Source organism: Petralouisia muris (genome assembly GCF_004793545.1).
Classification (GTDB): domain Bacteria; phylum Bacillota; class Clostridia; order Lachnospirales; family Lachnospiraceae; genus Petralouisia; species Petralouisia muris.
The window spans coordinates 1-11,889 of the sequence record NZ_SRYA01000103.1 but is presented as its reverse complement, the minus strand read 5'-3'; the positions used below and the strand labels follow the sequence as shown (position 1 = coordinate 11,889).

At 37.6% G+C, this 11,889-nt stretch carries 12 protein-coding genes, 1 tRNA gene and 3 pseudogenes; 12 read left to right on the top strand and 4 right to left on the bottom strand.

Annotated features, from left to right (window positions below):
• The first annotated feature begins 270 nt into the window (after positions 1–270).
• From E5329_RS26040 to E5329_RS25990, 10 genes and pseudogenes are all read left to right on the top strand, one after another.
• Positions 271–711 (top strand): MarR family winged helix-turn-helix transcriptional regulator, encoded by a 441-nt coding sequence (locus tag E5329_RS26040; RefSeq protein ID WP_135992128.1) that lies wholly within the window; start codon positions 271–273, stop codon positions 709–711.
• A 217-nt stretch (positions 712–928) separates the two neighbouring features.
• Entirely contained in the window at positions 929–2,275 is a 1,347-nt protein-coding gene (locus E5329_RS26035; RefSeq protein WP_408634700.1) for a citrate/2-methylcitrate synthase, read from the top strand.
• Positions 2,276–2,486: 211 nt separating this feature from the next.
• Positions 2,487–2,560 (top strand) — tRNA-Pro (locus E5329_RS26030).
• A 529-nt stretch (positions 2,561–3,089) separates the two neighbouring features.
• Positions 3,090–3,287, top strand: coding sequence for a hypothetical protein (locus E5329_RS26020; RefSeq protein ID WP_275443762.1), 198 nt, complete (start codon positions 3,090–3,092; stop codon positions 3,285–3,287).
• 285 nt (positions 3,288–3,572) lie between these two features.
• Positions 3,573–3,943, top strand: a pseudogene (locus tag E5329_RS26015) (YjdF family protein).
• 171 nt (positions 3,944–4,114) lie between these two features.
• Positions 4,115–4,489, top strand: a complete 375-nt coding sequence (locus E5329_RS26010) for a hypothetical protein (RefSeq protein ID WP_135992126.1) — start codon at positions 4,115–4,117, stop codon at positions 4,487–4,489.
• Positions 4,490–4,494: 5 nt separating this feature from the next.
• Positions 4,495–6,333 (top strand): metallophosphoesterase family protein, encoded by a 1,839-nt coding sequence (locus E5329_RS26005; protein WP_135992125.1) that lies wholly within the window; start codon positions 4,495–4,497, stop codon positions 6,331–6,333.
• Positions 6,330–6,692, top strand: a complete 363-nt coding sequence (locus E5329_RS26000; RefSeq protein WP_135992124.1) for a MazG nucleotide pyrophosphohydrolase domain-containing protein — start codon at positions 6,330–6,332, stop codon at positions 6,690–6,692. The genes E5329_RS26005 and E5329_RS26000 overlap by 4 nt, the downstream gene beginning before the upstream one ends.
• On the top strand, positions 6,658–7,311 hold the full coding sequence (gene tmk, locus E5329_RS25995; protein WP_135992123.1) for a dTMP kinase: 654 nt from the start codon (positions 6,658–6,660) through the stop codon (positions 7,309–7,311). The genes E5329_RS26000 and tmk overlap by 35 nt, the downstream gene beginning before the upstream one ends.
• A 15-nt stretch (positions 7,312–7,326) precedes the next feature.
• Positions 7,327–8,214, top strand: coding sequence for a radical SAM/SPASM domain-containing protein (locus tag E5329_RS25990; RefSeq protein WP_135992122.1), 888 nt, complete (start codon positions 7,327–7,329; stop codon positions 8,212–8,214).
• A 367-nt stretch (positions 8,215–8,581) separates the two neighbouring features.
• Here E5329_RS25990 and E5329_RS32905 read toward each other — a convergent pair.
• From E5329_RS32905 to E5329_RS25975, 4 genes and pseudogenes are all read right to left on the bottom strand, one after another.
• A pseudogene (locus E5329_RS32905) lies at positions 8,582–8,835 on the bottom strand (site-specific integrase); the annotation flags it as partial.
• Between the two features lie 6 nt (positions 8,836–8,841).
• A pseudogene (locus tag E5329_RS25985) lies at positions 8,842–9,711 on the bottom strand (tyrosine-type recombinase/integrase); the annotation flags it as partial.
• A gap of 478 nt (positions 9,712–10,189) precedes the next feature.
• Positions 10,190–10,276 (bottom strand): putative holin-like toxin, encoded by an 87-nt coding sequence (locus E5329_RS32720; RefSeq protein ID WP_408634702.1) that lies wholly within the window; start codon positions 10,274–10,276, stop codon positions 10,190–10,192.
• 396 nt (positions 10,277–10,672) lie between these two features.
• Positions 10,673–11,296 carry a helix-turn-helix domain-containing protein gene (locus E5329_RS25975; protein ID WP_135992119.1) on the bottom strand — a complete coding sequence of 208 codons (624 nt, stop codon included), beginning with the start codon at positions 11,294–11,296 and terminating at the stop codon, positions 10,673–10,675.
• A 133-nt stretch (positions 11,297–11,429) separates the two neighbouring features.
• Here E5329_RS25975 and E5329_RS25970 point away from each other — a divergent pair, with 133 nt between their 5' ends.
• Together E5329_RS25970 and E5329_RS25965 are read left to right on the top strand one after the other, a co-directional pair.
• Positions 11,430–11,624 carry a helix-turn-helix domain-containing protein gene (locus tag E5329_RS25970; RefSeq protein ID WP_135992118.1) on the top strand — a complete coding sequence of 65 codons (195 nt, stop codon included), beginning with the start codon at positions 11,430–11,432 and terminating at the stop codon, positions 11,622–11,624.
• 18 nt (positions 11,625–11,642) lie between these two features.
• Positions 11,643–11,873, top strand: coding sequence for a hypothetical protein (locus tag E5329_RS25965; protein ID WP_135992117.1), 231 nt, complete (start codon positions 11,643–11,645; stop codon positions 11,871–11,873).
• The last annotated feature ends 16 nt before the right edge of the window (positions 11,874–11,889 follow it).

Genomic DNA, 11,889 nt, shown 5'->3' with positions numbered 1-11,889 from the left:
TTGAACGGGAAACCTTTAAACGCATAAGAAACAACTCCAATCTCTTTATATTTTAGTACATCACGTAAAATCACGCAATATATATAGGTAAAATTTGACAAAAAAATACAGGCTTTATAAGGCCTGAAGGATGTTTGGCTTTATTCAACTGTCAAACTCCCGAGTAGAGCCTGCAGGGGAATTCTATAGGCTGAAAACGGAAATATACCACTTGAATTTTAAAGGGACAAGTGGTATATTCAGTTTAAAATGATACTAGAGGTGGAATCGATGGACTGGATGCTGGAAGGGTTATTGCAGGGAACTCAGTTTCAAACATTATATAACCGGAAAATCGAAACATTGCGTGAAGAATACCATCTGCGGAAAATTGATATTGATATCCTGTATTTTCTTTACAAATCCGGAGAACACAATACGTCAAAAGATATCTGCAGCCTGAATTTATTTAATAAGGGGCATATTTCCCAGTCGGTAGACCGTATGGTGAAGCAGCAGTTGATCCATACCATTCAAGATGAAGAGGATCGCAGGTGTGTGCATCTTGTACTGACGGAAAAGGCAGTGGGAATTATCGGGAAGGCAACCGAACTGCGTAACCAGATGTATAATATGATTTTAAAAGGGGTAACGGAGGAGGAGCGTCAGGTGCTGCTTCAGGTTTCCAGAAAAGTGAATCAAAATATCAGGGATGCGCTGCGGAATTCCTGATATATCAGAACTATTTGTGCCGCCAATCCGGCCGTTTGGGAATGCAGAAACAGAATGTGAAAGTGGTATGGAAAATCAGGATTGCCTGGTGAAATTCTTAAATATTTATAAAAACAGTTGGCAGAGCAGTGTTTTTATGATAATATAGTTTAAAATTAAACAATTAACTACTGGATGATTCTGCTCTGAATCAACCGATAGTTCAGGCTTAGGAGGGATGAAATCTATGAGAAATGAAAATGAATTGATGGATTACGCCATGAAGCAGGAAGAAATCTGCAGGAAAAATGACAGTATTTCGGATGCATTGTTTGAAGAATACGGGGTAAACCGGGGGCTTCGCGACATGAATGGGAAGGGTGTCCTGACTGGGCTTACAACTATTTCCAAAATTGTTTCTTTTGAAGATGTGAACGGTGTGAAGACGCCTTGCGATGGACAGTTGTGGTACCGCGGCTACAATGTACAGAATCTGGTAAGACAGATGGGAGAGAATGGGTTTGGCTTTGAGAGAACGGCCTACCTGCTGCTGTTTGGGGAAATGCCTACGGAAGAAGAACTGTGTGAATTTTGCAAAATTATGGCTAATTGCAGAACCCTTCCTACGAATTTTACCAGGGATGTCATTATGAAGGCTCCTACAAAGGATATTATGAATTCTATGACAAGGAGTATTCTGACGCTGGCTTCTTATGACAGTCATGTGAATTCTCCTGATGTGATCAGCAACAGCCTGCGGCAGTGCATTGAGTTAATCAGTATTTTCCCGATGCTGGCGGTATATGGATATCATGCTTATAACCATTATGAGAATGATGACAGTATGTACATACACAGGCCGGAGCCAGAGCTTTCCACTGCAGAGAATCTGCTGATGATGCTTCGGCCGGATAAGAAGTACAGCAAGCTGGAAGCCAAGGTGCTGGATGTGGCTTTGCTTTTGCATATGGAGCATGGCGGAGGAAATAACTCTACTTTTACCACCAGAGTGGTGACTTCTTCCGGTTCTGACACCTATTCTTCCATCGCAGCGGCAATGTCTTCTCTGAAGGGTCCCAAGCACGGCGGCGCCAATATCAAAGTAATGGAAATGATGGAAAATATCCGGGAAAATATTAAGGATGTTCATGACAAAGATGAAATAGAAGCATACCTTGCCAAAATCCTTTCAGGAGAAACTTTTGACCGGAAAGGCCTGATTTATGGTATGGGCCATGCGGTTTATTCCCTGTCTGATCCAAGAGAGCGTGTGTTTAAGAGTTATGTGGAAAAACTGGCTGGAGCAAAGGGACGCGGGGACGATATGTACCTGTACAACAGTATTGAGGAATTGGCGCCGAAGCTGATTGCCGGTGAACGGAAGATTTTCAAAGGCGTCAGCCCTAACGTGGACTTTTACAGCGGATTTGTATACGAAATGCTTGGAATTCCCCAGGAATTGTATACTGCAATTTTTGCCATTGCCCGGATTGTGGGATGGAGCGCCCACCGGATGGAAGAGCTGATTGGAATGAATAAGATCATCCGTCCTGCTTATATGAGCGTCATGAAGGAGAAAGAGTAGCAGCGGCAAATGACAGAAGTATGATAGAGTTGGAGTAACGTCGGCAAATCGACGTGAGGAGTTAAAAAAATTTCTGTTTTCCAAAGTAAATGCGATGATGAGAAAACAAGGGCATTTACTTTGGTAATTCAGGTGAATAAATTTTGGGGGAATTTTGTGAATTGTAATATTGACAAATTTTGAAAATTGTGTTATTATGCCATAGTGATGTCGATGCGTGGCTCAGCTTGGTAGAGCGCTGCGTTCGGGACGCAGAGGTCGCAGGTTCAAATCCTGTCGCATCGATTAACGGAAAGCCAATAAAATCAAGGCTTATGGCAAAAGTGAAGCACTCCATGACGGGGTGCTTCACTTGTTTTTGACTAACATTTGACTAACACTGTTTTTGTGCTTCTAGGGCGAACAATTCGCCTAAGGATTCTGCGGCAAGTTCATCTTGCTTTTGCAAGGCATGTGCGTAAATGTCCATGGTGGTGGAAGTTTCCGAATGCCCCAGACGGCTGGATACGGTTTTTACATCCACATTTTGGGCAATCAGAAGTGTCGCGGATGTGTGCCATTACGGTATAATAACGACAAACAGAAAAAGCCTTTATTTTCAAGGGGTTTGAGCGTTTGCCGTCATTTATTCAATTCCTTTTCCAAGTTGAAACATGGCGAGAAAAATATCGAAAAAAGGAGGCTGTTTCATTAACGACAAAATTAAATAGAAACAGCGGTTCGGCATATTGCTTGGCTGGTATTGACGTGGATGTTTCACTTTTGTAGGTGGACGCCCTTTTTCATATCCATTTTCAGGAGAAAGGAGATTCACATGGAATTAAATGAAAAAAGTCTACTTTTTCAGGTTGAGGGTGATTATCAGTCCAAAGTCCCGAATGAGCTTTACATGACCGCCCGGTACACAAAGAATCCCGAACAACGGAAGGCTGCGGAAAATCTGATGGCAAAATTGCGCGTCCTGACGGACGTCGAGTGCATGGACATTGTACGGAATATTCAGAAGAATTAAGTTTACAGGAAAAAGCCCAATATTTCATTACACGTTCTTGATTTATTGCTTACGATAGACAGATGAGACAGATGAAGAAGTATTTAGATTGCTCTCGTGATTTAGTTCTTGTGGATAATAAATAGATTATGTGGTAAAATCAAAGAGCAAAGATAAAAACGCAACGTAAGAGGTAATCTTTTGCGAGTTAGTAGGTAGCCCGGTCGCACCGTTTGGTGTAAGTACTCATCCCTCATTAGGGTCATCCGTTCTTTGTTCATCACAATCATTTAAGGAGGAATTGTCATGGACAAAGTATCAGGCAGATTGATAGTATTTTTTGAGGCTCCATTCCGGGTAGGTGTTTTTGAATGTATATCAGAGGGAAAGTTCTCTGTATGCAAGGTTACGTTTGGTGCGAAACTAAAAGATTATGAGGAATATGATGTTGTTCTAAAAAATTATTATCGGTTGAGATTTAGTCCAGCTGAGGCAACTGATGTAAAAGAGGCTGGGCGTAATCGGAAACGGATACAGCAAGAAGTGCGAAAACAGGTACAGAAGGTACAAAATCGCAGTAGGTGTTAAAATTGCAACAGGAGCAGTTGAAAACTGAGCGTAGAACTGTGAGCCGAGGACAATGGGAGGAAAAGAAACAGCGGCAGTTTGAACTGTAACAGAAGAAAAGGAAAGAGAAGCATAGGGGCAGGTAAAGTCTGCCCTCGAAAAAATTTCTTGGGTGATAGTATTTACATGCTATTAGCACCATTATGTATTTGTAAACAAGGCAGAATGTGATATAATTAAAAAATTGCCACAATAATTTTTGTGTAAAAGGAGAAATATATATGCATGAAATAAAAAGCGTAAGTCCCAAAGTACTTTATCCCATGACAACAATAGAGTCAATTAATCCAGATACTTTAGAAAGGGTTATTCTTGATATAAAAAATGGCACAGATATGCCAATAATTCGAGTTATTGAATTTAAAAAATATTATATCATCTGGGATGGGGATTATGAAATGATTGCAGCAAATATAATTGGAAAATCAAAAGTTAATGTTGAGGTAGTACCTTTGGAACAACAAAATAGTTGGGTTTCTGAAGAGAATATTGCGGAACAACTGGCAGCAGTGGGCATGAACGCACTATATGATTTTGAAACATTAGGAGGATTTAATTATTCAGAATATCCTAGTTTCTACAAAGGAGGCAAATAATTAAAATGTATATTGTACAAATGGCGGATTTGCACATAGGGGCATCTGATCTGACAATACCTGAAGAAGAAGAATTTTTCTTGAAAAGTGCTGAGCTAATAAAAAATCAGATTCCCAGAGAGGAAACCATTTTAATATGTTTATGTGGTGATATTATAGACAGTAAAGGGATGAAGGCGGGATCTAGTAATGAAATAGAAGATAGATATAAAAAAGCTGAAAGCTTGATTACAAAATTCAAAGATGAAATTAAAAAAGAATACAATGTTATCATAAAATGTTGCCCTGGGAATCATGATGCAACGCATATGGATGATTTGGTGGGATTTGTTTTAGAAGTAGATGATGAATCTCCTTCTAAAGAAAAATTAGAAAAGTGTTATACGATTGAAATTAAAGGGTTAGAAACTAAGGTTATTTTTGTAAACTCTTGCAAAGGAAATCAGCATGAAAAAGGATGCATTGATTATGATACACTTGAACAGGAATTAGTTGACTTAGGACAGAATACTAAAAAAATAATTGTTTTGCATCATACTGTTATGAGCATGTTTGAAGAGGACAGTTCACCTATTAGAAACGCAGCGAAGCTAACCAATTTGATTGATAAATATAATGTAATAGGTGTTCTGCATGGACATATTCATGGAAGAGAAATTTTAAGTTTGGGGAAAAATCAGTGTAAAATAATTGGAACGGGTGCGTTGTTCAGCAGAAATAATACAAATGTTAATTCGCAATTTAATATTATAGAATTTAAGAATAATCTCTTTTTAAAGATTTTAAATTGTAGATACCTTGCAGATGGTGGAAATGAGCCGTGGGATATAAAAGATTTGAACAATTCTGGAATTAGTAATATTTTTTTGGGTAGTACTTTCTCAAAAGTGTATCATCAATTGATGGATACGTTAAACGTTATGACACCAATTTATAATATGAGACTGGAAATTAAAGCTAAATATAAAGAATTTGTTCAGGATTTGGAAGAATTTTTTTATGAAGATCTGTTAAAAATAGGAAAAAACGAATGGTCATATTTTGAATTGGGGAAATTGTGGCAGGCTGATGAAGTACCAAAACAACTTTATTTTAATCATGGCTCTTATTATAAAATGCAAGAAATGAATGGGATCGAATATGTTGTTAATGCATTGAAGATAAAGCCAACGAGTAATCGGATTGTATTGCCCACATATAATATAGAAAGTGTAGTGGAATCATTGGATGATAAAAACTATCTACCATCACTTGCATCGATTCAATTTGGAAAAGATAGAGAAAAACTAATTGTTCATATGCATTTACGTGCATTAGAGGCGAAACAATTTTTAAAAATAAATATTTGTGAAATAGACTTTTTGTTAAAAAAATTAAAGGATAGTGCCATTACATTTGAAGATATAGAAGTTGTAATATCGGCATTTAGAGTGCAAAAGATAGATAAATTTCACTGTTTTTTAAAGGCAGAAATTGATGCGATGAATCAGACAGATCTTACCACAATTGTAAACTATAAAAATTTTTCGGAGCTTTATCAATTGATTAAAGAAAAAAGTGATGGTCAGGAAACTGTTATAAAAACGAAAGGACTGGAACAGGTTTATTGCGCAATGATGGCTTCTAATGCTGCGATGTTAAAGAGTGGAAAAAAAGAAATATATAGCGAAGAGCTAATTGGACTCTTAAGACAAGTTTTAGAAGCATATGAAGAATTAGACAAAATACATAAAAATGAATCAATTCAAAGCGACCGAGGAAAATCTTATGAACAAAATATAGACAGTTTACTAGCAAAAATATTGCAAAGTATAAAAAAACTTGAAAAGGTGGAAACTTTATGACTATACAAGAACTAATAGAATTACAAAAAGAATTTGATGGTAAGCATAAAGGAAACTTTAAATGGAATGTCAAAATTACGGATTCTAATATTGAAATGCTAGAATTTTTAATGGTTTCATTAACTGGTGAAGTAGGAGAAGTTGCTAATATCGTAAAGAAAATTGTAAGAGGTGATTTTAAATTAGAGGAAAAGAAGTCAGATATAGAAGAAGAACTGGCAGATGTTTTTATATATCTTTTAAAATTATCTTATCAATTAAACATAGATTTAGAAAGTACTTATGTGAAAAAAATGGGGAAAAATCGAGAAAGGTTTTTAAAATATGAAGAACAGGATACAAAAGAATCAGGAAGTTAATAAAGGAAAATTTATTGCTTTTGAGGGAATTGACGGAAGCGGAAAGAGTACTCAAATTCAATTGTTATCAAATAAATTAAGAGAGCTGGGTATTTATTGTTATACGACAATGGAACCGACAGACTCGCCAATAGGCTCATTGATTCATCAGATAATGACTGGGAGAATTAAAACAGATAATAGAGTTATTGCTGGTTTGTTTGTTGCTGATAGGTTAGATCATTTATTAAATGATGTGGACGGAGTGTTGTCCCGTATATTAGAGGGTACAACGGTAATTACTGATAGATATTATTTTTCTTCTTACGCATATCACAGTATTGATATGCCAATGGATTGGGTAATTCAAGCAAATGCGCAAAGTAAAGAAATACTACAGCCGACAATTACTATTTTTATCGATGTGGATCCGGACACAGCTATTGAAAGAATTGCAAAAAACAGATATCACCAGGAATTATTTGAAAAAAAATCAAGATTGATTAAGGTTAGGGAAAAGTATTTGGAGGCATTCGAAAAGTTAAAGGACGAAGAAAATTACATTACTATTAATGGGAACAAATCACAAGCCGAAATTGCGAAGGAAATATGGGATGAAGTAAGAAAGTATTTTATATAATGGAGAAGGATAGAATTGGAAATTCATTTTGAAATTGGAAATCAATGCTTATTAAAATGTAGACATTGCTCATCGATGGCATCAGAATTAAAGGAACAAAAGAAATACCCTGATCAGGATATGATAAAGTTGTTAAAGGGTGTAGAGGGAAAGAAAGACATCTATCTAACAGGGGGAGAACCACTTTTATACACAAATCTTGATAAGACGCTCAATAATCTGCAAATGCAGATATCTGACATCAGGTTGGGAATGTTTACAACCGGTATTGTATGGAATTCAGGAGAAGCAAGGTCAATATCTGAGGAGTATGCAAGAAAATTAGCAGATTGTGGTCTTAAGGTATGTTATTTCTCACTATACAGTCATTTGGAAAAGGAACATGATTGGATGACAAAATTACAAGGCTCATACAAAATGCTTAATGAATCAATATCTCATTTACAGGCTGTGGGAGTTGAGACCCGATTTAATTCTGTAGTTACAAGAAAAAATATGTCTTGTTTCAATGATATAATAGAGTTGGCTGAGAATATAGGAATAACAGAAGTGAGAATACTTAAGCTGATTAAACATGGAAGAGCAAAGGAGTGTTGGGAAGAGATAGGTGTTACCGAGCAGTATTATAAAAATGTTATACGAAATGCCTTGAAAAGAAAAAACAAACTTAGAGTAACCGTTTCTGGAGCAATAGATATTCTACCTTGCAGGAATGATTGTAAAAGGAATATTTGTCCTGCTGGAGTAGAGTTGATTTATGTTGTAAATAATGGTGATATTTTTCCATGCGCAAGCGTAAAAAAGAAAGCAGAATTTAAAATAGGAAACATTGGCGAAATAGACATACTAAAAAAATGGTATTTGTTTCAAACAGAACTAGATGGGGAAATGCTTTGTCAATAACTCTATCAAATTAAGTGATGGATATGTGAAGGATGATAAAATAACTTTTATTTGTTTATTGTTTTGGTATATTTTACCATCCGATTTAGAAATATTTATAGATCGATCGAGCAAGAAAAATAGGTTATTAGTATTCGTCTAAGACTGAGGTGAATAAATTTGATGGCTTTATTTTGGGGCTGAAAACTTTGGCTGGCGTAAATACGAGGATATTAAAAAATACGTATATTAAACTCATAGAAACTCATATAAAAGTAGCCAGTTCATTTATCTGCCGAGGAGTTCAAATAGTCTGAGGTGAGCCGAGGAGCCAGTAATAAGGTTTTGCGGCTTTTTTCCTCATTTTATTGCATTACAATTGCATTTTTTATTTCACTTCTTTGTGATAGGCTGCGGTGTGCTGGTTGCGCGTATAGTCTGCAACGCTTTGCGTGACAGGTGTATAATGAGGTATTCGGTCAGTTTATTGGCAACTTCAAGATTGGTGTTAGAATCAGATAACCATAGGTTCCTAAGGGTGCCTGTATTTTTCATGCCCTAGCCGCCCTTTGATAACAGGGAGGTTTCGCCCATACTAATGAGTAGGGAGGCGTGAGAATGCCGCAGACCATGCAGTGTGATTTCCGGCAATTTATCCTCATGTGTTTCGTTGTATATGCGGATAACTTTCTTAAAAACTTTGTTTGGAGTGGATATATACATTTGCTTGCCATCATCCTGTATGAACAGATAATTGCTGCCTTTCCAGTAGGTACCCAGGGATAGGCGGTATCTCTGCTGTTCTGCTTTATATTTCCGTATGAGATTTATTGTGTGAGCTGGAAGAGTCACTGTTCTGTTAGAGGAAAAGGTTTTGGGGGCTTTTGTGATGATGCCGTCTTTTGTCCGGGCAGATGCTTTAGTGACTGTGACAGTATGGCTTTGGAAGTCAATGTCATCCCAGGTTAAGGCAATCAGTTCCCTGCGCCGGAATCCGCCAAAGATTGCAAGATGGAAAAGCGCTTTGAACTGCAGGGGGATCTCTTTGGTTTCATAATGCTTCTTGCTTTCAGAACCATCCTTTTTTGTTCGTCCCCAATGCGCAACGGTATATGGTGTATCCAGTTGGTTAAGGAAGGCTTGTGTCTGCTCCAGGGTAAAGTGTTTTACATCTGCCTGTTTTTCGACTTTCGGAGGCTTTACGCGCTGGCAGGGGTTACTTTCTATTAATTGCCAGTATACGGCGGTATTCAGGCTGCTGCTAATGATTTGGTGGATGCGCTTAATCGTCCTTGCGCTGTAAGGCTTTTGCTTTCCGTTTTGGGTATAGCCATGTTCGGCAAGTTCACTGTATAGTTTGGTTAAGTGTAATGGCTGTATCTCTGACAGCCTTAAATGCCCGATTGCTGGCAGGATGATGTTATTCAGGGAGTTTTCACACCGCTCAATGGAAGTGCGTTCCATTTGCTTTTCCGCATATTCAGAGAGCCATAATGCAGAATATTCCTGATAGGTCATTTTTTCGCCTTTTAGGTATTTGCCGCTTTTTACCTTATCCTCAAAGTCTATGGCGAACCGTTCTAATGCTTTCTGGTTCTGTTTCTCTGTTTTATTGGGGTCAGGTGTCCATGTGGCAGTCTCCAATATCTGCTTATCATGAATGTCCCTGCCGTTGCTCACGGTTATCTGGTAGCTTTTCCCTCTTTTCCTGATGCTGGCCATAATATTATCAATCCTTTCTTAAAATTGGGTACATTAAATAAAGGATTGTGATATACTGGCTTTGATGAAATGTGGCATATCATAATCCCTTATGGTATCTATCTGAAATGCGCTGGCATTGGTGTGCCAGGGCTTTTTCGTTTTGGGGTTGAAATTCCTGCATGGATGGCTTATAATATGCTTAACAAGGTAGCCGATACGATAGTTCACACCTATCCGTTTCCGGCGAAAATATTAGTGAAAATAGCACCTTTACTTTGTCAGAGCGGGGGTGCTATTTTTTATGTTCAACATAGTCCAAAATGGCAACAATAAGAATCGCAAACGTGAGCAATACCATGAATTCTTCATATGTAGTCATAAAAACGTCTCCTTCCGTCCAAGGCTCGGAACGGAGGTATTCACACCCTATCGGCTCCCCGGTTAAGCATATTATATTGTCATGGTGCAGTAGTTTCACGATTTGAAATTGAAAAACAGGTTGCATTTGAAATGCGGGTTGCTAAATATGTCCTGTGACGTTCCCAGTCGTCCATATACAGGCATAATGGCTGTTGATGACAATTCCATCAATAAATGTATAAAACGCCTGTATGGGGCGGATAGAGTTGCTATTTTGCGGCAATACATGAACGTACGATTCGGTTACGTTCTTCTTGTGGTGAGGGCTTTAATTTTGGCATAATCATGTGTCCTTTCGGGAATGTATTTTTGATTACAGTCATTGGCGGTTTAGCCGAAGCCAAAAGTGGCTTGGCTAGTCTTGGGGTGGTTCGTCTGTTTTGGTGTATCTGGGGATTTCGGTTAGTTCTGATACACGTTTTCTGGCTTCTGATTGCCCAATTTCACTTAGTTTTCTATAATCATTCAATAAGAGTTCTTCCCCTGAACTGGCAAATGAATATAAATTTTCATACGAACCGTCTTTTTGTCGCAACTGTCCGGGAATGCCTATAATAACTTGCTTTTCTTCTTCTGTTAATTCTTCATGGCGCACAGCTTTTTCAATAGCCACTTCATATAGCTTTTGCAAGTTTGGGTCGGTATAAATGCTGTTATCAGAACCCATAAATTTAGGTGCATTTCTGGCGGCTTCTTCTTTTAATCTTTGGTCTAATTCTTCTTGTGTTAAGGATTGTTCTTTATCTTCAAATGGATTTCCATAAACTACATGGTATTGTTCAGGTTCTCGCCATCCCAAAAGTAAGTCCATATCTATATTATAAAATTTGCATAGTTTCTTGAGTACATCAATAGAAGGTGTTCTTTTGCCAGTTTCATATAATGAATATGCGGCGACAGTTATCCCTAAATATTTTGCGATATCTTTTTGTAAAAGACTTCTTTCGCATCGTAGTTTTTTTAAATTACTTAAGTCCAAATTATCACCCCCACTATTACAATATCATATATACAGGGAAAAATCAACAAATTGTTAAAATGATATTGATATCTTACATTTTGTTGAATATAATGAGAATATATTCAACAAAATGTTGAAAGAAGGTAAACCAATGAGAATTAGCAGAGATAAAGTCGACATCTGCCGGGCAAGAAAGAAAAAGAGCGTGACAGAGTTGGCAGAAGCCTACGGGGTGAGCCGGACAAGGATGAACGTCATCCTGAACCAGAGGGAAGTATCTGTTGTATCTGCCGGAAGATTAGCAGATGCTCTTGGTGTTGATGTAACTGAAATCATTGAGGACTAAGAAAGGAGAAAACAGACAATGGCGAACAAAGTATTCAGAGATTATGCAGGAGTAAGTGAAAGCATGATGGAAGGTTTCACAGTAACAAAGGTATCTACTGGAATCAATGCAAAGGGCAGCGGCATGATGATTGAGCTTGAAAGAGTGATTGATAACGTGACAATCGGCATTGATATCATCTATGACCCTACTGATGAAGATAGAGTACCACCTGAATCCGTGAGCCTTGCCACAAATTATTTTCTGTAATCCCATATAATTCCGG

Bases quoted from the DNA above. Each gene is read 5' to 3' on its own strand.
- E5329_RS26040 (WP_135992128.1), top strand. From the start codon at position 271: ATGGACTGGATGCTGGAAGGGTTATTGCAGGGAACTCAGTTTCAAACA.
- E5329_RS26035 (WP_408634700.1), top strand. From the start codon at position 929: ATGAAATCTATGAGAAATGAAAATGAATTGATGGATTACGCCATGAAG.
- E5329_RS26020 (WP_275443762.1), top strand. From the start codon at position 3,090: ATGGAATTAAATGAAAAAAGTCTACTTTTTCAGGTTGAGGGTGATTAT.
- E5329_RS26010 (WP_135992126.1), top strand. From the start codon at position 4,115: ATGCATGAAATAAAAAGCGTAAGTCCCAAAGTACTTTATCCCATGACA.
- E5329_RS26005 (WP_135992125.1), top strand. From the start codon at position 4,495: ATGTATATTGTACAAATGGCGGATTTGCACATAGGGGCATCTGATCTG.
- E5329_RS26000 (WP_135992124.1), top strand. From the start codon at position 6,330: ATGACTATACAAGAACTAATAGAATTACAAAAAGAATTTGATGGTAAG.
- tmk (WP_135992123.1), top strand. From the start codon at position 6,658: ATGAAGAACAGGATACAAAAGAATCAGGAAGTTAATAAAGGAAAATTT.
- E5329_RS32720 (WP_408634702.1), bottom strand. From the start codon at position 10,276: ATGACTACATATGAAGAATTCATGGTATTGCTCACGTTTGCGATTCTT.
- E5329_RS25970 (WP_135992118.1), top strand. From the start codon at position 11,430: ATGAGAATTAGCAGAGATAAAGTCGACATCTGCCGGGCAAGAAAGAAA.
- E5329_RS25965 (WP_135992117.1), top strand. From the start codon at position 11,643: ATGGCGAACAAAGTATTCAGAGATTATGCAGGAGTAAGTGAAAGCATG.